The 24,190-nt window shown below is 57.8% G+C and carries 20 protein-coding genes; 5 read left to right on the forward strand and 15 right to left on the reverse strand.

All coding sequences use genetic code 11. The features are described 5' to 3' along the window. Window positions 1-42: 42 nt before the first annotated feature. From L6990_RS10395 to L6990_RS10425, 7 genes are all read right to left on the reverse strand, one after another. Window positions 43-297, reverse strand: a complete 255-nt coding sequence (locus tag L6990_RS10395; protein ID WP_237204058.1) for a hypothetical protein — start codon at window positions 295-297, stop codon at window positions 43-45. Between the two features lie 141 nt (window positions 298-438). Continuing rightward, the gene (locus L6990_RS10400) at window positions 439-1,689 is read right to left on the reverse strand and encodes a glutamate-5-semialdehyde dehydrogenase (RefSeq protein WP_237204141.1); all 1,251 of its coding nucleotides are present in this window, start codon (window positions 1,687-1,689) and stop codon (window positions 439-441) included. Window positions 1,690-1,782: 93 nt separating this feature from the next. Next, window positions 1,783-2,883, reverse strand: a complete 1,101-nt coding sequence (gene proB, locus L6990_RS10405) for a glutamate 5-kinase (protein WP_237204142.1) — start codon at window positions 2,881-2,883, stop codon at window positions 1,783-1,785. A 190-nt stretch (window positions 2,884-3,073) separates the two neighbouring features. Beyond that, a complete protein-coding gene (gene obgE / locus L6990_RS10410) occupies window positions 3,074-4,678 on the reverse strand; it encodes a GTPase ObgE (protein WP_237204059.1) in 1,605 nt (534 codons plus the stop codon). Window positions 4,679-4,832: 154 nt separating this feature from the next. Beyond that, on the reverse strand, window positions 4,833-5,090 hold the full coding sequence (rpmA, locus tag L6990_RS10415) for a 50S ribosomal protein L27 (RefSeq protein ID WP_237204060.1): 258 nt from the start codon (window positions 5,088-5,090) through the stop codon (window positions 4,833-4,835). A gap of 57 nt (window positions 5,091-5,147) precedes the next feature. Continuing rightward, window positions 5,148-5,459, reverse strand: coding sequence for a 50S ribosomal protein L21 (rplU, locus tag L6990_RS10420; protein ID WP_237204061.1), 312 nt, complete (start codon window positions 5,457-5,459; stop codon window positions 5,148-5,150). Between the two features lie 401 nt (window positions 5,460-5,860). Further along, on the reverse strand, window positions 5,861-8,938 hold the full coding sequence (locus L6990_RS10425) for an Rne/Rng family ribonuclease (protein ID WP_237204062.1): 3,078 nt from the start codon (window positions 8,936-8,938) through the stop codon (window positions 5,861-5,863). Between the two features lie 555 nt (window positions 8,939-9,493). Between L6990_RS10425 and L6990_RS10430 the strand changes: the two genes are divergently transcribed. Next, window positions 9,494-10,120, forward strand: a complete 627-nt coding sequence (locus L6990_RS10430) for a vitamin K epoxide reductase family protein (protein ID WP_237204063.1) — start codon at window positions 9,494-9,496, stop codon at window positions 10,118-10,120. Between the two features lie 55 nt (window positions 10,121-10,175). On the opposite strand, the gene ndk is transcribed toward L6990_RS10430, so the two are convergent. From ndk to L6990_RS10455, 5 genes are all read right to left on the reverse strand, one after another. Continuing rightward, window positions 10,176-10,589 carry a nucleoside-diphosphate kinase gene (ndk, locus tag L6990_RS10435; protein ID WP_237204064.1) on the reverse strand — a complete coding sequence of 138 codons (414 nt, stop codon included), beginning with the start codon at window positions 10,587-10,589 and terminating at the stop codon, window positions 10,176-10,178. Window positions 10,590-10,664: 75 nt separating this feature from the next. After that, window positions 10,665-11,102, reverse strand: coding sequence for a DUF4233 domain-containing protein (locus tag L6990_RS10440; RefSeq protein ID WP_237204065.1), 438 nt, complete (start codon window positions 11,100-11,102; stop codon window positions 10,665-10,667). 7 nt (window positions 11,103-11,109) lie between these two features. Further along, on the reverse strand, window positions 11,110-12,537 hold the full coding sequence (locus L6990_RS10445; protein ID WP_237204066.1) for a bifunctional folylpolyglutamate synthase/dihydrofolate synthase: 1,428 nt from the start codon (window positions 12,535-12,537) through the stop codon (window positions 11,110-11,112). Continuing rightward, complete coding sequence (gene ileS, locus L6990_RS10450) at window positions 12,537-15,827, reverse strand: isoleucine--tRNA ligase (RefSeq protein ID WP_237204067.1); 3,291 nt, start codon at window positions 15,825-15,827, stop codon at window positions 12,537-12,539. Before ileS ends, L6990_RS10445 begins: the two co-directional genes overlap by 1 nt. 587 nt (window positions 15,828-16,414) lie before the next feature. Next, window positions 16,415-16,879: a precorrin-2 dehydrogenase/sirohydrochlorin ferrochelatase family protein gene (locus L6990_RS10455; RefSeq protein WP_237204068.1), complete on the reverse strand. Its 465-nt coding sequence runs from the start codon at window positions 16,877-16,879 to the stop codon at window positions 16,415-16,417. Between the two features lie 56 nt (window positions 16,880-16,935). Between L6990_RS10455 and L6990_RS10460 the strand changes: the two genes are divergently transcribed. Continuing rightward, window positions 16,936-17,133, forward strand: a complete 198-nt coding sequence (locus tag L6990_RS10460; RefSeq protein ID WP_237204069.1) for a tautomerase family protein — start codon at window positions 16,936-16,938, stop codon at window positions 17,131-17,133. A gap of 134 nt (window positions 17,134-17,267) precedes the next feature. Here the strand turns inward: L6990_RS10460 and nirD are convergent, their stop codons facing one another. Next, window positions 17,268-17,606: a nitrite reductase small subunit NirD gene (nirD, locus tag L6990_RS10465; RefSeq protein ID WP_237204070.1), complete on the reverse strand. Its 339-nt coding sequence runs from the start codon at window positions 17,604-17,606 to the stop codon at window positions 17,268-17,270. 139 nt (window positions 17,607-17,745) lie between these two features. Here nirD and nirB point away from each other — a divergent pair, with 139 nt between their 5' ends. The 3 genes from nirB (at window position 17,746) to pdxY (ending at window position 22,572) form a co-directional block, all read left to right on the forward strand. After that, window positions 17,746-20,403 carry a nitrite reductase large subunit NirB gene (nirB, locus tag L6990_RS10470; RefSeq protein WP_237204071.1) on the forward strand — a complete coding sequence of 886 codons (2,658 nt, stop codon included), beginning with the start codon at window positions 17,746-17,748 and terminating at the stop codon, window positions 20,401-20,403. Between the two features lie 85 nt (window positions 20,404-20,488). Continuing rightward, entirely contained in the window at window positions 20,489-21,547 is a 1,059-nt protein-coding gene (gene cobA / locus L6990_RS10475) for a uroporphyrinogen-III C-methyltransferase (RefSeq protein WP_237204072.1), read from the forward strand. A 173-nt stretch (window positions 21,548-21,720) separates the two neighbouring features. Continuing rightward, window positions 21,721-22,572 (forward strand): pyridoxal kinase PdxY, encoded by an 852-nt coding sequence (pdxY, locus tag L6990_RS10480; RefSeq protein WP_237204073.1) that lies wholly within the window; start codon window positions 21,721-21,723, stop codon window positions 22,570-22,572. Between the two features lie 101 nt (window positions 22,573-22,673). Here the strand turns inward: pdxY and L6990_RS10485 are convergent, their stop codons facing one another. Together L6990_RS10485 and L6990_RS10490 are read right to left on the reverse strand one after the other, a co-directional pair. Beyond that, window positions 22,674-23,387, reverse strand: coding sequence for a sirohydrochlorin chelatase (locus L6990_RS10485; protein ID WP_237204074.1), 714 nt, complete (start codon window positions 23,385-23,387; stop codon window positions 22,674-22,676). Beyond that, on the reverse strand, window positions 23,388-24,179 hold the full coding sequence (locus L6990_RS10490; RefSeq protein WP_237204075.1) for an SDR family oxidoreductase: 792 nt from the start codon (window positions 24,177-24,179) through the stop codon (window positions 23,388-23,390). Window positions 24,180-24,190 lie beyond the last annotated feature (11 nt).

The following is a 24,190-nucleotide window of genomic DNA, read 5'->3' on the forward strand; positions in this document are numbered from 1 at the left end:
TTATTTCTGTAATTCGCCCCGACAGTTTCAAAGATTATTTGACTAGTGGCGGCCGTGCTTGTTCTTGTAGTCAAGCATTGCGGCTTCTTCCTCAGCTGAGAGGTGATCAGCGGCGTGCTCGGGGCGTACTACGCCACGGCCTGAGAAGGAGATGGTGATGAAGAAGAGGATGCCGAAGAACAGGAAACCGAAAAGAGCGAACCAGTAGGTGGGAATACCGTACAGTTCAAGCTGGTGCGCGCCGTGCTCTTCTGAAGCAAGGACGCTGGCGCCTGCGGCAAGGAGGGTATCAAACATGTGTGCACCTTTCGATCGGTGTGCAGTGTGTGGGCACACCGGTGGTGGGCCGGTATGGGTTTTATCTAATGCTACCGGTTGGGCTTGGTTTTTGCGTAGTTGCGCCCCACCGGTAGCGTAATTTTTTAGCTGGTGTGCGCTTTAGGAGCGGGTGTGCCCGTCGCCGCGCACAATCCATTTAGAGGTGGTGAGCTGTTCGAGGCCCATAGGCCCCCGAGCGTGCAACTTCTGGGTGGAGATCCCCACCTCTGCGCCCAGGCCAAACTGCCCGCCATCCGTAAAACGGGTGGAGGCATTTACATAGACAGCCGCTGAATCAACATCGCGCACAAAAGTCTCAGCATTGACGAGGTCATTGGTGATAATGGCTTCGGAGTGACCGGTGGAGTAAGTGCGAATGTGGCGGCGCGCATCTGGAAGGCCAGCTACCGTTTTGACGGCAAGATCGAGTGAGCCGTATTCGGTGCTCCAGTCCTCTTCGGTAGCGTCAACAGCCTCTACGCCTTCGGGCAGTATTTCTCGGGTATCAGCATCAACGTGCAGGGTGACACCGGCACGGGAAAGGGCTGTGAGGACGGCAGGGGCAGCCTGTGCACCCTTTGCTAGGAGCAGAGTTTCCACCGTATTACAGGTGCCCGGTCGCTGAGTCTTGGCGTTGAGAAGGATCTCAACGGCCATCTTTTCATCTGCGCTCTTATCAACAAAAATATGGCAATTCCCCTCACCGGTTTCAATCACAGGCACGCGGGAGTTCTGCACCACTGACTGAATTAGCCCTCGGCCACCACGGGGAATGAGAACATCAATCTTACCGGCAGCAAGCATGAGTGCGTTGGCGCCTTTACGCCCAAATTCATCGACCGATTGCACAGAGTCGATCGGCAGACCGGTGGCGTAGAGGGCATCACGAATAATGCGAACAATGACCTGGTTGGTTTTCTCAGCGGCGCTGCCACCGCGCAGCAGCACAGCGTTACCAGATTTAATAGCAAGCCCAGCTATATCGACGGTGACGTTGGGCCGCGCCTCATAGATTGCACCGATGACCCCCAGGGGTACCCGCACCTGTTGCATACGTAAACCGTTGGGCAGAGTGGATCCGCGCATCACCTCGCCCACCGGGTCAGGCAGACCAATCAGGGCACGCAGAGCCCCAGCAAGCTCGCCCACCCGGTGCTCGTTCAAAGCTAGGCGATCCAGCATTGCAGGGCTCATGCCCGCCTCATGCTCGCGTTCAAGATCCAGGGCGTTTTGCTCCGTAATAATTGCCGCGTGCTTCTCCAAAGAAACAGCCACGGCTTCTAGAGCCCGGTTCTTCCAATTGCTATCTGCACGGCCTAGCTTCAAAGAAGCCACGCGGGCGTCCTCTGCCATATGCACCACGCTCTGCATGGTTTCTTCGTTGACCTCAAGCTGCTCTGCCACGGTAACCTTCTTTCCTGGAGACTGTTTCACACCATGTTACCTGCAACACCTGGCAGCGGGTTAAGGCAATACCACAATGTTGTCGGCGTGGGCCACGGTGCCGTCATAGGTCTCACCCATTGCTAGCTGAATTTGGGTGGTGTGGCGGCCAATCATTTGGGCGGTCTCCCCCGCACTGTAGGAGCTGAGCGCATGGGCGATAACAGTGCCCTCTTCATCGGTAATCGCGATTGCACCACCGCCCTCGAAGCTGCCCTCAACACCGGTGACACCAGCTGCCAGCAGGGAGCGGCGGCGGCGCAGGGCAGCTGCCGCCCCGGCGTCCACTGAGATGGTCCCTTCAATATCTGCAAGGTGCTGCAACCATAGGCTCTGAACCGTTGAGCGATCGCCGGTCGAATAAAACCAGGTTCCTACGTCCTCACCAGCAAAAGCGGCACGCGCGTTCGGTGCGCTGGTCACCAGAGCCGGGATGCCCGAGGACGCCGCCACCTGGGCAGCTTTTACCTTGGTCACCATACCGCCAGAGCCAACGCCGGCACTACCGACCGAACCAATAGCCATACCGGCTAGATCCTCTTCGCCTCGCACTGAGCTCACTCGCTCTCCCCCGTCGTTGGGGTGGCGAGTGTAGAGAGCATCTACATCTGAAAGGAGCACCAGCGCATCTGCCTTGACCGTGTGAGCGACCAGGGCTGCAATTCTATCGTTATCGCCAAAGCGAATTTCGCGGGTTGCCACCGCATCGTTTTCGTTGATAATCGGCATGACGCCCAGATCAAGAAGGCGCTCTAACTGCCGGTGGGCGTTCTGGTAGCGGTCGCGGGCCATCAGGTCCTCAGCGGTCAGCAGCACCTGGGATACCGTCACCCCGTAGCGGCTGAAAATATCGGTATAGCGGCTCATCAAGAGGGATTGCCCCACCGAGGCAGCAGCCTGCTGCGTTGCTAGATCCTTAGGGCGCCGGGAAAGACCCAGCGGCGCCAGACCAGCAGCAATAGCGCCAGATGATACAAAAACCAGTTCAATGCTGGGGTGCTCACGCTTCTTTTTGGCCAGCACGTCAGAGATGGTGGCAATCGCCAGCTCATCCAGCGAATTCTCTATAGAGGTCAGAGAAGAAGAGCCCACCTTAACCACGATGCGCCGGGCCTTGGGCATATCTGCACGCTCAACAATGGGGCTACGGCGGTGTTTACCCCGCCCCTCAGCGCTGGCCTGGAAAGCGGTCTTAATATCCACTGTCTTCTCTTCCTGTGCTCTTCCGCAACAACCCTTCGAATATACAACATTGCCGCCTACCGGTTGATACCGGTAGGCGGCAATGAGACGCTCACACTGAGGCTAGGTCTTACTCAGCCTCGGTTTCAGCTTTCTTTTCTGCCTTAGCCTTGGCCTTACGGCTGGCTTTCATCTCTTCCACTGACTCGGTCCAGATACCTGCAACGCGCTCAGCTTCAAGCTCGGCGCGAGCTTCAGCCTTAGCGTCCATACGCTCGTGGAACTCAGCCTTACGCTGAGCACGGGTGGGGCGAATCAGCTCTTCCAGGCGCACGTCGGTACCACGCGGGCTTGAGAGCAGCTCGGCGCCGCCGACCATCGTGGGTTCCCAGTCGAAGACTACAGCGTCAGTCTCTTCGCCGATGACGACGGCATCGCCGGCGATAGCGCCAGCCTTGAAGAGCTGGTCTTCAACACCCAGACGGTTGAGACGGTCAGCCAGGTAGCCTACCGCTTCATCGTTGTTGAAGTCAGTCTGCTTAATCCAGCGTTCAGGCTTTTCACCAATAACGCGGAACAGCGGCTCAAGGTTACGCTCTTCCTTGCGGATGATGAATTCCTGCTTCTTCTTGGAACGGAAGCCCTTGGGCTTGACCACTACGGTGTCCTCAGCGGCAATGGTGTTCTTGCGTGCCTTTCGCTGGGCCTTACGGTCCTTTTCAACAATCTGTGCCATAGCAAAGGTCAGCTGCTTGAGGCCCTCATGGGAAGCCGTTGACACCTCAAAGACTCTGAACCCACGCTCTTCAAACATGGGCTTGACGAATTCCGCCAATTCGCGTGCCTCGGGAACGTCAATTTTGTTGAGCACGATTAGCTGCGGACGCTCGTTAAGGGGCACGGTGACACCGGCGGTAGGGTCCACCTCATAGTTCTCTAACTCACCGCGAATCACGTCAAAGTCAGAGATAGGGTCGCGGTTGGGCTCCAGGGTAGCGCAGTCAATGACGTGCACCAGGGCACTCGAGCGCTCCACGTGGCGCAAGAAGCGGTGGCCCAGACCCTTCCCCTCAGATGCACCCTCAATCAGACCGGGCACGTCGGCCACGGTGTAGCGAGTATCGCCTGCCTGAATAACACCCAGGTTAGGGATGAGGGTGGTGAAGGGGTAGTCAGCAATCTTGGGGCGAGCCGCTGAAATAGCCGCAATCAGAGAGGACTTACCGGCAGAGGGGTAGCCCACCAGCGCGACGTCCGCGATGGACTTGAGCTCCAGCACAACATCGTTTTCATCACCGGGAATACCCAGCAGAGCGAAACCGGGGGCCTTGCGCTTAGTGGATGCCAGGGCAGCGTTGCCCTTACCACCAATACCGCCCTCAGCAGCAACGTACTCATCCCCGATACGCACCAGGTCAGCAAGAACATTGCCCTGCTTATCCTTCACAACGGTGCCCTGCGGCACCGGCAGAATCAGGTCAGGGGCGTTAAAGCCGTGGGACATATCGCCGCGGCCAACATCGCCGTTAGTGGCGTGCTGGTGGGGGCTGTGGTGGTATTCCAGCAGGGTGGTGGTCTGCCCATCTACGCGCAGGATGACGTCGCCGCCCTTACCGCCGTTGCCGCCATTGGGGCCACCCAGGGGTTTGAACTTTTCACGGCGAACCGACACACAGCCGTGCCCACCGTGCCCACCGGTCACATGAAGCACAACCCGGTCAACAAAATCAGCCACAAAAGCTCCTTAGAGAAATAAATAAGATCTGGTTCCCCATTCTACAGGTAGAGACTCACTACGTATCTGTGACACCTGACCGAGCGGGGAGTAATAGGAAGGGCACCCGCGCCTAAACGCGGGTGCCCTCTCAAATGCGTGAGTTTATAAAAACTTACTCAGCTGCTGCAAGGATGTTAACAACCTTGCGGCCCTTACGGGTACCAAATTCGACCTGACCTGCTGCAAGAGCGAACAGGGTGTCGTCCCCACCGCGGCCAACGTTGTTGCCGGGGTGGAAGTGGGTGCCACGCTGGCGGACGAGGATTTCGCCTGCGTTGACGGTCTGACCGCCGTAGCGCTTAACACCGAGGTACTGGGGGTTTGAGTCACGGCCGTTGCGGGTGGAGCTTGCGCCCTTCTTATGTGCCATTGATGCCTACCTTATGTAGAAGAAATCGGTTGTGATTTAGAACTAGTCTACGGGAACTTACGCGTTGATCGCAGTGATCTTGACGGTGGTAAGTTCGGCGCGGAAGCCCTGACGCTTCTTGTAACCGGTCTTGTTCTTGTACTTCTGAATAACGATCTTGGGGCCACGGAGGTCCTCGATCTTTTCAGCGGTGACCTTGGCTGAAGCCAGGGTCTTTGCATCTACGGTGACCTTGTCCCCGTCTACCAGCATGAGAACGGGAAGCTCAATAGTGCTTCCTGCCTCACCAGCGACGCGGTCAAGGGTAACGAGATCTCCGACGGAGACCTTTTCCTGGCGGCCGCCAGCGCGAACAATTGCGTATGCCACTTGGGAACTCACTTCTCTTGACGTCTTTTTTAACATTGTGTAAAAACAGGTGCCGGGCTCTACCCGAAGGTGGGCGTGTTTCTGACCCGGCGACTAAACGCGGGAATGGTCCCCCATCGTTTGCCGAATAAGTTTTTGAGGCGAACCTATTTTTACGTCGCGGCTGAATACCTTTTTCAAAATATTCCACTGTTCTCACGCTAACGTTTGCTTGTGAAAACAGCACCGACTATCTACTGTACGGGGTTCTTAGCTCTGGGGGCAAGCAAAGGGCCTCGTTAATTCCCGGTCAAGCGGCGTGTTATAGCTCATACCCTCCCAGATCTTAGGCACATACGAGAGGGCGGCACCCCGGTTTTTGCCGGGGTGCCGCCCTAGAGCTTTAGCCTGTTGAAGAAGGCTTATTTGCCGTCCCGCTTGATGTCAGCAGCCGACACGCCCACACCCAACATGACCGGGGCGTCCTCGGTGGTCGCTGCTTTTTGAGCAACGTCAGCGACCGAAGCGGTCACCGAGCTACCGGTTGCCGCAGCTACTTCTTCAGTGCGCACCTCAGTAGAACCGGCACCCGAGCTCACCGCTCGGCGTGAACGGCGCTTCTTAGGAGCACTGGTATCAGCGGGAGCCTGTTCCCGGGCTGCCGGAGTTTCAGCAGCTGCAGGAGCCTCAGCCTTCTTGCCCGGGGTCGCTACACCGGTGAGAGCAGGGCTAGTTTCCATTTCAACCGGTGCCACATACTTAACACCTGAATCGGAGGACGAACGGCGGGGGCGGCGCTCACCGCGAGACCCTGAAGAACGCTCATTACGATCCCCACGAGCAGAGCGATCATTACGGTTAGGACGCTCCTCGCGGCCACCGCGGGAATCCTGCTGTTCGCCGTTTTCATCATCACCGCGGTCGTACTCACGTCCAGCCTTCTGCGAAGCACGCGCACGAGCTTCGCCGGCACGGATTGCTTCCAGACGGTTGGAGTTCTGGGTGAAACGTGAGTCAGCTTCAGGATCAACATCTACTGACGCATCTGAGTTAGCACCAAAATCATCCGCTGAAATATCAGCACGGTTGCGGGTGCGCTCACGGCGCGGCTTCTTAGCACCGCACTGACCATCGCCCCGGCGATTACCGCGTGACTCACGGGCGGTCTCTTCATCGTCGCCCTGTTCAAAGACGGCGGCTAGAGATTCGAGGGTGAAGGCTCCCTGCTCCCCCGAAGTTCCTTCGGCGGAATCATCGCGGTCGGCAACAGGTAGTTCAATGACCTCATCACCGATGCTGAGGGTCTGCTCACTGTTCTGAGCCTCAACCTGATTTGAGTCAGCACGGCGGTTGCGCTTGCGGCGCTTACGCTTGCGGGCTGAGCGGGACTCGGCGTCATCGCCCTCCTCGCTGTGCTGGGTGGCAGCTACGATGTTGGCAAGAGCCGCCCGGCGGGCTTCGCTCTTGGGGTCATCGCCACCCTCTACCTCATGCACCAGGTCATGGTGGGCAACAGCTTTCTGGTTGCGGTAGCGCTTGCGATCATCGCGGTCAGCACGGTGGATGAAGTCAGAGGCACCACCGGTACGGCCCTCAAGGGGCTGATCCTGCACCAAAAGACCTCGGCCAGCACAGTGCTCACAGGGTTCAGAGAAGACCTCAAGCAGGCCGGTGCCCATGCGCTTACGGGTCATCTGAACCAGACCCAAAGAGGTCACTTCAGCGACCTGATGCTTGGTACGGTCACGGCCCAGGCATTCAACCAGGCGACGCAAAACCAGTTCGCGGTTTGATTCCAAGACCATATCGATGAAGTCAACCACGATGATGCCACCTATATCGCGTAGGCGCAGCTGGCGCACGATTTCTTCAGCAGCTTCTAGGTTGTTCTTGGTGACGGTTTCTTCGAGGTTTCCGCCGCTTCCGGTGAACTTACCGGTGTTGACGTCCACTACCGTCATCGCTTCGGTACGGTCAATGACCAGTGAGCCGCCTGATGGCAGGTAAACCTTGCGGTCCAGTGCCTTCTGCAGCTGCTCTTCAATGCGGTAGTGCTCAAAGAGGTCATCGTCCTCTTCCCACTGCTTAAGGCGGTCTACCAGGTCAGGCGCCACGTAGGTGACATACGCTTCAATCGAATCCCAGGCGTCCTGCCCCTGAACCACCATGGAGGTGAAGTCTTCGTTGAAGACATCGCGCACGGTCTTGATGGTTAGATCGGGCTCCTGGTAGAGCATCTCGGGGGCAAGAACCTTGCGGCTCTCGCTCTTTTCCTTGATTTCATCCCACTGCACACGCAGTCGGTTGATGTCGTTGGTCAGCTCTTCTTCGCTGGCACCTTCGGCTGCAGTGCGGACGATAACGCCGGCGTCCTCGGGTAGGCGGTCCTTCAGAATACGCTTGAGGCGGGTGCGCTCAACATCGGGCAATTTGCGGGAAATACCGGTCATGGAACCACCGGGTACGTACACCAGGTAGCGACCAGGCAGAGAAACCTGGCTGGTCAGGCGGGCGCCCTTATGGCCGATAGGGTCTTTGGTGACCTGAACCAGCACAGAGTCGCCGGCTTTCAGGGCGTTTTCAATCTTGCGGGGCGCGCCGTCCAGGCCGGTGGCATCCCAGTTGACCTCGCCTGCGTAGAGCACAGCGTTGCGGCCGCGGCCAATGTCGATAAAGGCAGCTTCCATGGAGGGCAGGACGTTCTGTACCTTGCCCAGGTAAACGTTGCCAATCAGTGAGTCCTGCTGGGTCTTTGAAACAAAGTGCTCAGCCAGAACACCGTCTTCGAGCACACCAATCTGGATGCGGTCATCCTTTTGGCGTACCAGCATCTGGCGGTCAACGGATTCACGGCGCGCCAAAAACTCTGCCTCGGTAATGACCTGACGGCGGCGTCCGGTAGCGCGGGTTTCGCGGCGGCGCAGGCGCTTGGCCTCCAGGCGAGTTGAGCCGCGCACACCGGTCACCCGGTTAGAGCTGTGAGAATCGGAGAGGCGCGGGGCGCGCACCTTGACGACGGTATCCTCAGGGTCACCTTCAGTGCCTCCCTCAAATTCGAGGTCAGCATCGCCGCGGCGGCGACGGCGGCGGCGGTGGGAGGTGATTTCGGGGTCGAGGTCTGCCAGGCGGCGCTCACGTCGGGCAGCTTCTTCTGCTGCGCGGCGGGCTTCACGTTCAGCACGTGCCTTTTCAAGAATCTCATCAATGTCAGGAGCATGGAAAAGCAGAGACGAGGTGCTGGCTGCTTTGGTGAGCTGAGCAAGTTCTTCTTCAAGTAGCTCGCGCTGGGTTTTCTCAGTTGCGGTTTCTTCGGCGGCAGGTTCTAGTGCGCCCTCTTCAGCAGAAGTCTCTTCGGTGTTCTTCTCATCTGCCTGGCTGCTAGCTACTTCGGTCTCAGCCGCAGCTTGGTCCTGCTGAGCTTCATCTGGCTGAGCGGTCTGTTGAGGCTGGTTATCGTCGTTTTCAGGGGCCAAAGCGCCCTCTGTATTTTCACTCGTCATGTGCTGCAGTTTCTCCTTTAAATTCGGTGTGCCGCTAGCCGCACCGCGGGCTGGTTCTTCTCGTCGGTAATCCCCCCTGACAGTGCAGAGGGTTCACCGAAAACCTTGCTACCCGGTGTTCTCGAGCTTCTCTGCGAGTATTCAGTAGGGGTGTAGGCTTCTGCTCCATACCGAAAATACCGGGCCAGCGCATCTCGCCCGAGCCAACACGTCGCGTGCCAGTCTTGTGCGTGAATCCATCTTCACCACAGGTCCCTGTGGCGGTGCATGAACTCGTTCGGGGAATACGCTGGGCAGCCCTTCCGCGTGCGGGCGGATAGCTGCCGCTTACCATTCTCTCACAGCAAGGGCCTTTTCACACCAGCACCTCCATCAGGGCGCACGCAAAGAAACTATTTCAGCATGAAAGTTCTCTGACCTAACATTGTGGGAGCGCACCTACCTGATTCTGTGAACTTGCTAAAGAAAACACAATTTTTAGCTCAGCAGGGCCCCTCGCCAGCTGCTTGCCCGTACTATGGGGTACAAACAATTCCGCAATCCTAAGGACGTTCTGTGTCTTCACTAGAGGCTAATGCAACACTCGAGACAGGCTACACCAACCCAGCAGCTGACCGAAGACTGGGCTGGTTTACACTGATCAGCGGCATTATTGCCTTCGGAGCAGCCTCCATGCTGGTCTATGAGCGTCTTCAAATTTTTATGGACGCCGGCCACAAGTCCATTTGCGATGTCAACGCCCTGCTCAACTGCGGCACCGTCATGCGCACCGAGCAAGCTGAACTCTTTGGCTTCCCCAATCCATTCATCGGTATTGCCGGCTACGCCATTACCATCACCATCGCCACGGCCCTGATTGCCGGTGCCCGCTTTAGCCGCTGGTACTGGATTGCTATGAACATTGGCCATGGCCTCGCTCTAGCCTTTGTATTCTGGCTCTGGTACCAAACGACCTTCCAGATCAATGCTCTTTGCCTTTTCTGCATGATTGTTTGGATGATGCAGATTCCTATCTTCGTTAAGGTAACCGCCCGCAATATCAGCGCCGGTGTCTTCAACCTTCCCCAGTCAGCGCGTGAAGCTGCCCCCAACTGGTCCTGGTTCACCATCGTGTTGCTCTACATCCTGGCCTACGGCATCATCGTCATTCGATTCTTCGACATCATCGTCAACATGTTCTAAGAATCAGAAATGGGGCCCTCACCAACCGGTGAGGGCCCCATTTTTATGCCTGATGTTAGGCGAACCAGATAGCAATCTCGCGCTCTGCTGATTCAACCGAGTCAGAACCGTGCACCAGGTTCTTCTGCACCTTCTCGCCCCAGTCACGACCAAAGTCACCGCGAATGGTGCCTGCCGGAGCCACGGTGGGGTCTGAGGGGCCCATGATGGTGCGGGCGCCCTCAATCACGCGCTCGCCTTCGAAGACCGCGGCAACGATAGGGCCGGAGGACATGAATTCGATCAGCGGCTCGTAGAAGGGCTTACCCTCGTGCTCAGCATAGTGAGCTGCCAGGGTTTCGCGGGAGGGCTCCACGTAGGAAAGGGCTGAGAGCTTGTAACCCTTGGTTTCAAAGCGAGCCAGGATGGCGCCGGTGAGGTTGCGCTCAACGGCGTCGGGCTTCACAAGGATAAGGGTGCGTTCGGTCATTGATGTCCCCGTTCTAAGGTTTGGTGGTCTTACCCCACTTTACCGGGCGGTTTGTCTGGTGAGAAGCATTGCCGCTTAGAGGGGGTTAGCCTTTTCCCACTCTGCTTGCTCTTTGGCACGTACGACGTTTTCGGCGTCCAGACGGGCCCCACGGGTTACCGCGAAACAGTAGGCGATAGCAAAGGCTGCGCCCACGAAGAACATGGAGGGCAGAGCGAAACCAACCAGGAGCAGCAGCACCTGGAGCACGTAGCCAAATGTGTAGCCCCAGCCCTTCTTCAGGAAAGCAGGGGTGGCAATGAAGGCTACCACCAGCAAGAGCCCCAGCGCCCAAATCAGGATTTTGGTGCTGGTAGGTTCGTTGAAGTTATGCCCGAAGATGGCGAGGGTAGCGAAGAAAGCTACCAGGGCTTCAAGGGACAGCACCATGGAGGTGAACATGACCTTGATGGAGCGTACCGGTTTCTTTTGCCCGGGGCGCCATTCGCGCTGGGCTCGTGTCATTTTAGCCATGGTTCTCCTAGAGCCCCAGCAAGGTGCGGGCTTCGCCGATGACCGTGATGGAGCCGGTGATGAGCACTGCTGAGTTGAGGTTGGGGACGTCCGCTGCAGCCGTAAGAGCGGCAGAGACAGCGTCGGGAATGTTCTCGTAGGTCTCAAGGTCATCTTCGTCAAAACCTGCATCGAGTGCCAGCCCTTGCAGGGTTGCCGGTGCAATGGCGCGCGGCGAATCTGAGGCGGTGAGGTGCAGTTTGACCCTGTATTCGGTGGTATCGATGTAGCTCTGGCGTAGGACGCTAAAGATTTCGGCGGCGTCTTTTTCACCCAGAATCCCAACCACCAGGTGCAGCTCTTCCAGAGCAAAGGATTCCTTGAAGGCAGCGGCACTGGCTCGAACCCCGTGAGGATTATGGGCGGCGTCCACTACGACCACCGGTTCGGTGGCAACCACCTCAAGGCGCCCCGGCGAGGTGACACTTCCAAAGGCCTGCTTGACGAGGTCTTCTGAAAGTTCCTTCTCACCGCCGCCCAGGAAAGCTTCAACAGCGGCGAGCGCTACAGCGGCGTTCTGGCCCTGGTGCTCACCAAAGAGGGGCAAAGCGATGTCTTCGTAACGCTGTGCCAATCCTTGAATGGTCAGTAGCTGCCCACCAACGCCGGCGGTGCGTTCGACGGTTCCGAATTCGACGCCTTCAAAGCGGTAGTCAGCGTTGTTATCGCGGGCGGCTTCAAGTAGGACCTGTGCGGCTTCTGGCTCTTGGGCTGCTGAGACCAAGAAGCTGCCGGGTTTGATGATGCCTGACTTTTCACCGGCAATTTCTGCCAGAGTCTCCCCCAGCATGTCGGTGTGGTCCAGCCCGATGGGGGTGATGACCGAGACGGTCGCGTCGGCGACGTTGGTGGCGTCCCAGCTGCCGCCGATGCCTACCTCAAGCACCATGACATCCACTGGTTCATCGGCAAAGATGGCGAAGGCCAGGATGGTTACAGCCTCGAAGTAGGTGATGCGGGGTTGCCCATCTGCCTCAAGCTCAGCGTCCACGATAGCCAGGTAGGGGGCGATTTCGTCCCAAATCCGAACAAAGGTGGTGTCAGCAACCGGCTCACCGTCGATGCTGATGCGTTCAGTGACCTTGGAGAGGTGGGGGCTGGTGTAGCGCCCGGTGCGGATGTCGTGCGCCATGAGCAGACGCTCAATCATACGGGCGGTGGAGGTTTTTCCGTTGGTGCCGGTGATGTGAATAACCGGGGCTGACTTTTCAGGTGAACCCAGGATTTCAACGGCACGGCGCATGGCATCTAAGCGAGGTGCCATCTTGTTTTCGGGTGCGCGGGCCAGCAGGTCTGCGTAGACCCTAGCCACGCCGAGGGCGTCCGCCTGGTAAGCGACGGCCTCGGCGGGGGTTTGGCCAAACACGGAATCGAAGTCCATGGTGTCGTTGGGCATTAGGCCTTCTTTACGGTGATGGTCAGCTGGTCGGCTTCGGTGTAGGTCACGCTCTGCGCCAGAGTTTCACCGGTCACCAGAGCCTCATGAGCCTTAACAGCTGACAGGGTCTCTGCAGGAGCGGCAAGGGTCAGATCGATGCGGTCTGAGACGTTCAGTCCGCTGTCCTTACGTTCCTGCTGGATAGCGCGGATAGCATCGCGAGCGGTGCCTTCAGCAATCAGCTCATCGGTCAGAGCGGTGTTCAGCACCAGGAAGCCACCACCGGGAAGAACTGAAACAGCACGGTCTGCTGACTCTTCGGTCTTAGCGACGACAGTCTCAAGCTCGTATTCGCCAGCTTCAAGCGCCATCTTGTCGGCACCAACCACTACGGTGCCGTCTTCAAGAACCTGCCAGTCACCGCTCTTGGAGGACTTGATGGCAACCTGGACCTGCTTGCCCAGACGGGGGCCAGCTGCACGAGCGTTGACCTTGAGCTGCTGAGAAATACCGAAGTCAGCGGGGCTCACCTCAGCGGCGTCCAGCAGTTCAACAGCCTTGATGTTGAGTTCGTCTGCGATGATGCTCTCGAAAGTTCCAGCCAGCTCCTTACCGCCCGCAACAGCAACGGTAAGGGACGCTAGCGGCTGACGCACACGCAGCTTGTTAGCCTTACGCAGCGCTGAACCGGCAGAGGCCACACCACGGGTGGTTTCCATCAGGGCGATAAGCTCTGATTCATCCTTGAAGTCATCAACGCTGGGCAGGTCAGTCAGGTGTACCGAACGCTCACCGGTCAGACCGCGGTAAATTTCTTCAGCGGTCAGGGGCAAGAGGGGTGCAGCCAGACGCACGAAGGTTTCCAGGGCGGTATACAGCACGTCAAATGCCGCGGTGTCTTCGTCGAAGAAGCGCTCGCGGGAGCGGCGTACGTACCAGTTGGTTAGCGCATCAGTGTACTGACGGAGCAGATCGCAGGCAGCTGAGACGTCGTAGGCGTCCATTGCCTCGATGATATCGGCAACCAGCTGGCGGGTTTTGCCCAGGATGAAGCGATCCATCACGTGCTCAGCGTCAGAAACAAGCTTTGCCTCGTAGCCAGCTCCGCCGTTAGCAGCGTTGGTGTAGAGGGCGAAGAAGTGGTAGACGTTCCACAGGGGTAGCATGACCTGGCGGACGCCTTCGCGGATACCCTGTTCGGTGACAATCAGGTTGCCGCCGCGCAGGATGGGTGAAGACATGAGGAACCAGCGCATGGCGTCTGAACCATCGCGGTCCAGCACCTCGGAGACATCCGGGTAGTTGCGCAAGGACTTAGACATTTTCTGGCCGTCAGAACCCAGCACGATGCCGTGGGCAATCACGTTCTCAAAAGCGGTGCGGTCAAAGAGGGCGGTTGCCAGGATGTGCATGGTGTAGAACCAGCCGCGGGTCTGGCCGATGTACTCCACGATGAAGTCTGCCGGGTAGTGAGCCTCGAACCATTCCTTGTTTTCAAAGGGGTAGTGGAACTGAGCAAAGGGCATTGAACCGGAGTCGAACCAGACGTCCAGTACGTCTTCCACGCGGCGCATGGTTGATTTGCCGGTGGGGTCGGACGGGTTGGGGCGGGTCAGCTCGTCGATGTAGGGGCGGTGCAGGTCCACCTCGCCGTCCTTGTTCAGGGGCAGGCGACCGAAGTCGGCTTCTAGCTCAGCCAGGGAGCCGTAGACGTCGGTGCGGGGGTAGTTGGGGTCGTCCGATACCCAGACCGGGATGGGTGAGCCCCAGAAGCGGTTGCGAGAGATTGACCAGTCGCGGGCGTTATCTACCCACTTACCGAACTGGCCGTGCTTGACGTTCTCGGGGATCCAGTTGATGTCCTCGTTGAGCTCGCTCATACGGCCCTTGAAGTCGGTGACGCGCACATACCAGGAGGTGATGGCGCGGTAGACCAGCGGGGTGCGGCAGCGCCAGCAGTGGGGGTAGCTGTGCACGTAGGACTTCTCGCGGATCAGGGTGCCGTCTGCCTGCAGGGCCTTGATGATGGTGCGGTTGGCGTCGAAAATCTGCACGCCGGCGATCTCGCGCAGGGGTGCGCCCTCAGCCAGGGACTCATCGGCAAAGTAGTCCAGGAACTTAGCGCCTTCGTCGATGGAAAGGATGACGGGGATGCCGTAGCCCTCGCAGACCTTCTGGTCGTCCTCACCGTAGGCGGGTGCCTGGTGGACCAAACCGGTACCGTCGGTGGTGGTGACGTAATCAGCGACCAGAATCTGCCAGGCTGAACCGGTGCCAAACTTCTCAGCGTCGGTGAAGTAGTCCCACAGGGGTGCGTAGCGCACACCCTCTAGCTGGGCGCCGGTGTAGGTGGCGGTAACGGCTTCGGCAGCTTCTTCGGCGGTTTCGAAGCCCAGATCCTTGGCGTAGGAACCCAACAGGTCAGTGGCAATGAGGAACTTGCGTCCAGCAAAATCACCGGCGGCAGCCACCAGCGAGTATTCAACCTCGGGGCCGACTGCCAGCGCCTCGTTGGTGGGCAGGGTCCAGGGGGTGGTGGTCCAAGCGAGCGCTTCAGCACCGACCAGCTGTGCTGCAATGTCCTTGTGTTTGGCCAGTGAATCATCGGCGGTGATGGTGAAGGCTACGGTGACTGAAGGGTCCTGACGATCCTTGTACACATCATCATCCATACGCAGCTCGTGGTTTGAGAGTGGGGTTTCGTCCTTCCAGCAGTAAGGCAGCACGCGGAAGCCCTCATAGGTCATCCCCTTATCGTGCAGCTGCTTGAAGGCCCAGATGACCGACTCCATGTACTCCACGTTCAGAGTCTTGTAGTCGTTCTCGAAGTCTACCCAGCGTGCCTGGCGAGTAACGTACTCTTCCCATTCCTTGGTGTACTTGAGCACGGATTCGCGGGCAGCGTCGTTGAAGTTGTCGATGCCCATCTCGATAATCTGCTGCTTATCAGTCATGCCCAGCTGCTTCATGGCTTCTAGCTCAGCGGGCAGACCGTGGGTATCCCAACCGAAGCGGCGCTCTACCTTATGTCCGCGCTGGGTCTGGTAACGGGCGACCAGGTCTTTGACGTAGCCGGTGAGCAGGTGACCGTAGTGGGGCAGGCCATTAGCGAAGGGAGGGCCATCATTGAAAACGAATTCGTTAGCACCGTTCTCACCGGCGTTACGGTTGTCAATGGAGGCTTGGAAGGTGCCGTCCTTCTTCCAGTACTCCAGCACAGCTTCTTCGAGGTGCGGGAAGTTGGGTGAAGAAGCAACGCCGAAAGCGTTGGTGGCACTTGCCTTGGGGTAGACAGGCTGGTTAGTCATGGTGCGCCCTGTTCGTTGGATGATTAACAAATCTTCTCGGGTGCAAGGACGCTGCATCAACCTTTACTGCCGAGGCAGTGGGTTGTGTGGCGCGGTACCACCTTGCTTACTGAAGTAACCGTTTCGATACGCCCTCACCGCCAGCGCAGGAGCCAGCAGGTGTAGGGCTGCGCCGGTCATCACACTAGGGTGGTGACCGGCGCAGTACCGAAACGGTTATCAGTCGCTTCATGACAGCTATTTCGGGCCTACCCGTCTGGTTCTACTGGGGTTACATCTATTCCGCGCACTCCCCTCGTCGCAACGAATACGGGGGTATGCAGGTATAACCTGTTCTTCCAGATTGCTCGCCGGTGATAGCCGGGTCTTTGCAACTGTTCCTAGTTTATGACGGTTGAGCGCTAGTGTCTAACGGTCTTTTGGGTAGGGAGCCGGGCGTTAGCGACTGATGAGGGGAAGTTACACCGGTGTGAGACAAGATATTGTGTGAGCCTGCGTTATTCACCCCTATATAGGGGCCTCATCCAGGTGAAGAGTGTGACGGACTGGGCTCGAATTACAATTCTTGAATCTTGGTTTAGTGGGGATTAGCCACCCTCGATTTCTGTACTCTGCGCTCGCAGCCACTCCCCCGCCTTTTCCTTCAGGCGCTTAGCCAGGCGGGGTCGCCCGCCAGCAGAGACCGCCACGGTCACACCCTCGTGCTCCGTATGCGCCATAGACCAGAAAGAACTGAGGGCAGGCTGCCCGCCTACAGAGCACCAGGTTTTCTTTGCCTCGCACGCCTTCGCCACCTCAGCCTGCACAGTGACACTGTCCGTCAAGGCAAACACGAGCCAGGCGGCGTCCACATCTTTTACTGAAAAACCTCGCTGCACCCAGGTCAGCCTCCCGGCCTGAGCCAGTGCAAGGACGCCGGGGGAAAGCTCAGGGGCCACTACGGTAACCAGCGCCCCCGCCTCGACCAAACCCCGGCATCTTCTGGCAGCCACCTGCCCACCACCTACCACCAGCACCGGGCGATTTTCACACTGCAGAGTAAAAGGGAGCACGGGGAGCCTTCCAATGAAACAATGGGTCTATATCAGTCTACGAAAGGAAGCCCACCATGCCCCTACTTAAGGTCAGCTACGCATCGGTTCAGAACGAAGAAAAGAAAGCCGAGCTGATTGCAGAGCTCACCAAGACCACCGCCCGAGTGCTGGGCACCCAGGAAAGCTCGGTCTGGGTCATACTCGATGAGGTGCCGCGCGAAAATTGGGGTGTGGCAGGTGCCAGCCTCGCCGAACATGACCGCAAGAGCTAAAACTGCCCTTATGTATTAAATGACTATTACACAAAGGTCAGAGTTAACCTAAGTTTTCTTTCACAAAAAAATCGCCCCGTTTTACAGTCGGGGCGATTTATTTACTTTAGGTCAAAGTTGATTTAACAAGCCTTTTATTTACGAATAGTTGATAGGTAAACTTTTCCGTCTTCAACCTTGACGGGGTAGACGGGCAAGCTAAAGTCAGCTCCACTGACGCACGCACCGGTTTCCAGACTGTAGACCTCTTTATAGAGAGGTGAAGTGACGGTATGCTCCCCCGCCTTTTCCCCTGTAATTCCGCGGGCAATGACCAGCGAGCCAGACTTGGGGTCCTGGTGATCAACAGCGAAAACCTGGTCGTCGTGGGTGCGGAAAATCGCGTACTGGTGACCATCAATCAGAGCAGCTTCACCCCAGTTGACCTCTAGGTCATCAAATGAACAAACTTCGATCCACTGATTCGCTGACATACTTCCTCCAAGCTAACAATTGTTGCTTTATGTGTGATTGAGACTTATTGAGTGGGAATAATGTTATATTAGCATCAGACAGGCAAATATCTGCGGCTCCCACTCTTACCCGCAGACAACAATTCGCAAAGGTAGCCACATGGTTGACACACAGAACCAAAAGTCCACCCGCAACATCGTCGTGATTGGCGGCGGCCCAGCAGCTTGGCGTTTCGTGCGCGCTTTTCAGCAGAAGGACGCCGGGGCCTCGCATATCACCGTGCTCAACGATGAGCCTTACCTCCCCTACGACCGTGTGGCCCTCGAACAAATTTTCAATGACCCTAACCGCGATCTCACCCTGGGTGAGGCAGACCTGTGGCAGGCAGAAAATATCACCCTGCTCAACGAGGTACGGGGCACCAAAATTGATCGGGCAGCTCGTACCGTCTCAGCGTCCAACGGTGAAACCTACCCCTACGATGAGCTAATCCTGGCTACCGGCTCATCGGCCGTCAAGATTCCCATTCCAGGCTCCGAATCAGCGCATGTCTTCCGCACTATTGACGGGGTGAAAAATGTCGTCAGCGAGATGGAGCGACTGAGCCAAAAACTGGGACGTGCCCCCAAAGCTATCGTGGTCGGCGGCGGTCTGCTCGGCCTTGAAGCGGCAGAGGGTCTCAAGCACCTGGGCGGCGAGCCAACCATCTTGGACGTAGCCCCCTGGCTGCTTTCCATCGAGGTGGATCAAGGCGGTGGCTTCGCCGTCAATGCCGCAATCCGCGAAGCTGGGATTGAGATAGAAACCGGCGCCTTTATTTCATCGGTCAACCGTGACGCTAACGGCGAGGTTGTTTCTGTATCAGTTGCAGACGGCATGGGCGATGAAGCAGCTATTCACGACTTGCCCGCTGACATCGTCATGATGGCAGCAGGCATCCGCCCCAACGATCAGCTTGCCCGGGATGCCGGGCTCAATGTTGGCGAGCGCGGCGGCCTGATTGTTGATGACAAGTGCCAGTCCGAGGACGCGAATATTTGGGCTATTGGTGAGGTAGCCTGCGTTCTGGGCCGCACCTGGGGTCTGGTTGCACCTGCCAACCAGATGGCTGAAGCAGTGGCGACCAACCTGACCGGCGGCGATGAGTCCCTAACCGACTTTGATATTGCGACCAAGCTGAAATTCTCTGGTCTTTCTGTGGCTGGTTTCGGTGACCGACGTGGCACTACTCCGGGTTGCCTTGAGATTGTGTATGCCGATCCCGCGCGCGGAATGTACCAGAAGATTGTCACCACATCAGATGCTAAGACCCTGCTGGGTGGCGTCTTTGTGGGCGATACTGACCCCTACGATTCTCTGAAGCCTCTGCTGGGCCGCGAGTTGCCGGCGGAGCCTAGTGCCTATCTCTCAGCTTCCGGTGGCGACGGGGTTCCCGATACCGAGTTGCCTGATGACGCTATCCTGTGTTCCTGCAACAACATCAGCTTTGGCGCTATCCGTGAAGCCGTAGCAAACGGCGACCAGGATGTTAACTCCATCAAGAAGAGCACCACTGCTGGCACCCAGTGCGGTAACTGTGTTCCCATGATTCAAAAGACCCTGAATCAGACCATGGCCAAGATGGGTCTGGAAGTTTCCAATGCTCTCTGTGATCACTTCGAGTTCTCACGTGCTGAACTCTTCCAGGCGGTCCATGCTGTGGCTGAGCTAGATGACTTCTACAGCGTGCTAGAGCGCTTTGGCAAGGGCGAAGACGGCTGTGCTATCTGTAAGCCGACCGTTGCCTCCATCCTGGCCTCTACCCGCAAGAGCTACGCTCTGGACGGCGGCCGTGGCACTCTGCAGGACACCAATGACCGCAACCTGGCTAACATGCAGAAGGATGGTACCTACGGTGTAATCCCGCGCATCCCCGGTGGCGAAATCACCCCGCAGAAGCTGGCAGTTATTGCAGAGGTTGCCGGGGACTTTGGCCTCTACACCAAGATTAACGGTGCCCAGCGTATCGGTATGTACGGTGCACGTTTGGAGCAGCTCCCCGAGATTTGGAAGCGACTGGTGGATGCCGGGTTTGAGTCCGGCCAGGCTTACGGTAAGTCACTGCGTAACGTCAAGAGCTGTATCGGTAGCGCCTGGTGCCGCTTTGGCATGCTGGATTCGGTGAAGATGGCTATCGATACCGAGAACCGCTATAAGGGTCTGCGTTCACCGCATAAGTTCAAGATGGGTGTTTCGGGTTGTAACCGCGAATGCGCTGAGGCTCAGGGCAAGGACGTTGGGGTCATCGCCACCGCTAATGGCTGGAACCTCTACTTCGCGGGTAACGGCGGTGCGACTCCCGCCCACGGCCGTCTCTTCGCCAAAGACCTGGATCAGCAGACTGCCTTCACCTACATTGACCGTTACCTGATGTACTACATCCGCACCGCTGATAAGCTGCAGCGCACCGCCCGTTGGGCTGAGGACCTGGACGAGAAGTTCGGGGACGCCATCGAGCACCTGCAGCAGGTCATCATCAAGGACTCACTGGGTATCTGCGCTGACCTAGACCGCGACATGCAGTACCACATCGACCACTATGAGGACGAGTGGGCAGCGACTCTGGCTGATGATAAGCGTCTGCGCCGCTTCCGCGCTTTCATCAACGAGCCCGGAACATCAGCTGTTGGCGACCGCCTCTACGTGCTGGACCGCGATCAGATCCGCCCGGCAACCCCCGAGGAAATCGCAGCTGCAGACCCAGCTGATTTTGAGGACGAAGATGAGCACCGCGTGCTCATTGGGGGCACCAAACTTCCCGTTGGTGCACCCGCCTAACCCGGCGTCCTAACCGAATGATCGTGAAAAGGTGCGGGCAGGGAGCTGGTAAGTTCCCTGCCCGCCCTAACCATAAGTGAGAACCATGTTTGTTGAAATTGATGTCACCGGCTCCGCCGTCGCCCTGCTGGGCGCAAAAGAACGTACCAGCAGAGTAGCCCGCAAGTACGCTGCAGGACAGACGCTTCAGGTTGAGGACGCCAGCCATTTAGCCGACTTGGCCCCGGTATCTTTGGCAGTGGTGTGTGTTGGTGAGCAGGACGCCGCTACACGGGATGAGTGGGCACGGTCAGTGCGTCAGCATCTGCCGGGTGCTCTTCTAACCTTTGACGCTGAGCAGCCAGCGCCAGCCAGCGGCATGGTTTTCTTGATCGGTGCAGGGCCGGGTAAGGCCGGGTACATGACAGCTCGGGCACTTGAGGCACTGGCAGAATCCGATGTGGTGCTCATTGACCATCTGGCACCCGCCGCTGATATAGCTTCCTGGGCACCTGGTGCTGAAATTATCGATGTGGGCAAGGTGCCGGGCAAGCACAAGGTTCCGCAGCGTGATATCGACCGGCTCATGATTGAAAAAGCCCACGCAGGGCTCAAGGTAGCACGCGTCAAGGGAGGGGATCCCTACGTTTTTGGTCGCGGCACCGAAGAGCTCTATGTCTGCGAGCGCGAAGGTATTGACGTTGAGGTGATTTCTGGTGTTACCTCTTCAATCGCTGTGCCGGCTTCTGCCAAGGTCCCCATGACCCTGCGCAAGGTAGGGCACATGTTTACAGTGGTATCTGGCCACTCTGAGCTGGCAGATGCTGAGCTTGATCACTTGGCTGGGTTTATCAAGCTGGGCGGTACGGTATCCCTGCTCATGGGCGTCCGCACCCTACCCCACACTGTAGCTGGCTTGCTCGCCCGAGGTGTTGAGGGGCAGATGCCGCTGGCAACCTTTGAGAATGTGTATCGCGAGGGTGAGAGGGTTACTTTCTCTACGCTGGCGAAAGCTGGGACTGATCTTGCCGACATTAAGGCACCGGCTATTACGGTAATTGGTCGAGTGGTTGATGCTGGTGAACCTGCTGATGAAGCTGCTGCCTGCCGCCGCGATGCCCTTTTGGCTCAGGCTCTGAGTGAGGGCAGGGCAGCCCGCACCTAGCATCACTGCCCCCTTCTCCCAACCGGTTTGTCCTATATATCGCCAAATGCCCTGAATAATATTCAGGGCATTTGGCGATATATTAGGACAAAGTTGTGAGAGAAGGACGGCGGGTGTTTCAGCCTGTGACCGGTGGGCAAGAAAACCTGTGGTACGGGTCTACAATAAGAGGCATGCGTATTATGTCTATTCAGTCAGCAGTTTCCTACGGTCATGTGGGCAACTCAGCCGCCGTCTTCCCGCTCCAGCGCATTGGCCATGAGGTCATGCCCGTTAACACCGTGCTCTTCTCTAACAGCACTGCCTACGGCGACTGGACTGGCCCACTTGTCTCTGGTGACGACGTGCGTGAAATCGTCAAGGGTATCGAGGCTCGCGGCGCGCTCGAAGAGACCGCCCTCATTATCTCCGGTTACCAGGGTGGTGCCTCCATCGGTGACGCTATCTTGGACGCTGTGGCTCGCACCCGCGCCAAAAACCCTAAGATGCTTTACTCCTGCGACCCGGTGCTTGGCTCTGCGGATACCGGCTGCTTTGTCTCCCCCGAAGTTCAGGAGCTGATTCGTGACCGCGTCATTCAGCACGCCGACATCATTACTCCTAACCAGTTTGAGCTGGGATTCGTAACTAACACTGACCCCAAGACCCTGGATGAGGTTCTTGAGTCCGTTAAAAAAGCCCAGAATATCGGCCCCAAAACTGTTTTGGTGACCTCTGTATTAACCCCCGAAACCCCCGCTGATTCTATCCAGATGCTAGCCGTTGACGGTGATGAGGCCTGGCTTATCACCACTCCGCGTCTCAATCATAAGGCCAACGGTTCAGGGGATGTAACCCAGGCGCTCTTTGCGTCTCACTTCGCCGCAGGAAAATCGCTCAAAGATGCACTTGAGCTGACTACCGCAAGCGTCTATGACCTGCTGAAGAACACCATGGAGGCAGGTCAGCGGGAGCTACTCCTTATTGAGTCACAGAGTTCATTCGTTGAACCTAAGCAGCATTTCGAAGCTGAGCGCGTGCGCTAAAGCCGCAGCCCGGCGTCCTTGCCCTGCTGCAGACCGCCCCGCTGCCTCTCGTTTGAGGGACGGCGGGGCGTAGTGTTGGTCTGAAAGTTTGGGGATGAGAATTAGCCGGCAGAAACCTCAGCCACTCGTTCCAGGGCGACCTCGGCAACGATCCGTGCGGCTTTTGTGTCACCCGGTAGCACCAGCGGCTCGCAAATGGTGAGGTGTTCACCCGCGCCGTCCAGCTTGGTGAGCAGGGTTTGGAAGAAACCTCGGCCCAGCAGGTAGCTAGAGACGTATTCTGCTCGGTTTTCTTCTACTGCATCTGCTATCTGTGGGTCAATTTTTGCTGCAAAACCATAGGGCACATAGCGTGAGAGCAGGGTTGAAAAAACTTCAGCCTGTAGCATGACCGCTTCGCGCCCATCGGCCCGGGATGAGCCGGCAGCTGCCATCACCACATCGTCGTAGCCGTCCCACCCGGCTTCTTCCAGGCGCTGACGCTGCAGCATGGCGAGCGCAGCCGAGGGGCCGAGGGCGCGGGCGATTCTAATATCGCGGACACCCGAAGCTTCCGCCGCCTCGGTGATATCCACCTGGGTGTGGTAGCCGGTCGAGAGCAAAATGGGAACGATAGTCACCGTGTCATCTGCGGCAAAACTAGCGGCAACCTTATCGAGGGAGGGTTCTTGCACATCGACGTAGGCTTCATGCACTGTGGCTGTCCCCGGGGACTGCTCGTCGAGCACCGCCTGCATCTGCTCACGCACCAAAGCAATGGAGGCCCGGCCTTCAAGGTTATCGGTACCGTGAGAAACCGCAATAATGTGCTGCATTTAGATAACCTTTCGGATGACCTTGTACTGCGCCGCCTGGGCTACCGGGCGCATGGTGATGTGGTCCAGGTTGATGTGGTGCGGTACGTTGAGTGCGAAGGTGACTGTCTGGGCTACGTCCTCTGCCAGTAGGGGCTTACCTACCCCGTCGTAGACCTTGGCGGCAGCCTCAGCGCTACCCAGGCGGTTAAGGGCGAATTCATCGGTGCGCACCATGCCGGGGCGCACCTCGATAACACGAACGTTGTGCTCGGCTTCTTCGAGGCGCAGAGCCTCGGTGAGGGCACGCTCGCCAAATTTGGCAGCGTTATAGCCGCCTCCCCCTTCGTACCCAGCTTCTGCCGCCGTTGACGTCAGGTTCAATACCGTGCCCTCGCCATTCTCGCGCAGGGCGGGAAGGAAAGCGGTCACCATGTTGAGCGTGCCTAGCACGTTGACTTCATACATGGCTCGCCAACCCGCTACATCAGCATCAGCTACTTTGTCGGCACCAAGAGCGCCACCTGAGATGTTAACCAGGGCGTCCAATGTTCCGCCGGTGGCTTCAAGAATTTCTGCGGCAGCAGCTTTCACGGCAGCTTCGTCGGTGATATCTAGAACGACCGGGGTTACGCCGGTGCTCTCTGCGAGTTCCGCCAGACGATCAGCCCGGCGAGCTACGGCGAACAGCTTCCAGCCGGTGGCAGCAAGGTGCTGGGCGGTTGCTCGCCCGATACCTGAGGACGCACCGGTCACCACCGCAATCTTCCCGATATGAGCATCCGGTGCAAAGGGGTTAGCAGGCAAGGTCATGTGAACTCCTC

Origin of the sequence: Rothia endophytica, from assembly GCF_928381505.1 — a bacterium.
Taxonomy (GTDB): domain Bacteria; phylum Actinomycetota; class Actinomycetes; order Actinomycetales; family Micrococcaceae; genus Rothia; species Rothia endophytica_A.

Bases quoted from the DNA above. Each gene is read 5' to 3' on its own strand.
- L6990_RS10395 (WP_237204058.1), bottom strand. From the start codon at position 297: ATGTTTGATACCCTCCTTGCCGCAGGCGCCAGCGTCCTTGCTTCAGAA.
- L6990_RS10400 (WP_237204141.1), bottom strand. From the start codon at position 1,689: ATGCAGAGCGTGGTGCATATGGCAGAGGACGCCCGCGTGGCTTCTTTG.
- proB (WP_237204142.1), bottom strand. From the start codon at position 2,883: ATGCCCAAGGCCCGGCGCATCGTGGTTAAGGTGGGCTCTTCTTCTCTG.
- rpmA (WP_237204060.1), bottom strand. From the start codon at position 5,090: ATGGCACATAAGAAGGGCGCAAGCTCCACCCGCAACGGCCGTGACTCA.
- L6990_RS10425 (WP_237204062.1), bottom strand. From the start codon at position 8,938: ATGACGAGTGAAAATACAGAGGGCGCTTTGGCCCCTGAAAACGACGAT.
- ndk (WP_237204064.1), bottom strand. From the start codon at position 10,589: ATGACCGAACGCACCCTTATCCTTGTGAAGCCCGACGCCGTTGAGCGC.
- L6990_RS10440 (WP_237204065.1), bottom strand. From the start codon at position 11,102: ATGGCTAAAATGACACGAGCCCAGCGCGAATGGCGCCCCGGGCAAAAG.
- L6990_RS10445 (WP_237204066.1), bottom strand. From the start codon at position 12,537: ATGCCCAACGACACCATGGACTTCGATTCCGTGTTTGGCCAAACCCCC.
- ileS (WP_237204067.1), bottom strand. From the start codon at position 15,827: ATGACTAACCAGCCTGTCTACCCCAAGGCAAGTGCCACCAACGCTTTC.
- L6990_RS10460 (WP_237204069.1), top strand. From the start codon at position 16,936: ATGCCCCTACTTAAGGTCAGCTACGCATCGGTTCAGAACGAAGAAAAG.
- nirD (WP_237204070.1), bottom strand. From the start codon at position 17,606: ATGTCAGCGAATCAGTGGATCGAAGTTTGTTCATTTGATGACCTAGAG.
- nirB (WP_237204071.1), top strand. From the start codon at position 17,746: ATGGTTGACACACAGAACCAAAAGTCCACCCGCAACATCGTCGTGATT.
- cobA (WP_237204072.1), top strand. From the start codon at position 20,489: ATGTTTGTTGAAATTGATGTCACCGGCTCCGCCGTCGCCCTGCTGGGC.
- pdxY (WP_237204073.1), top strand. From the start codon at position 21,721: ATGCGTATTATGTCTATTCAGTCAGCAGTTTCCTACGGTCATGTGGGC.
- L6990_RS10485 (WP_237204074.1), bottom strand. From the start codon at position 23,387: ATGCAGCACATTATTGCGGTTTCTCACGGTACCGATAACCTTGAAGGC.
- L6990_RS10490 (WP_237204075.1), bottom strand. From the start codon at position 24,179: ATGACCTTGCCTGCTAACCCCTTTGCACCGGATGCTCATATCGGGAAG.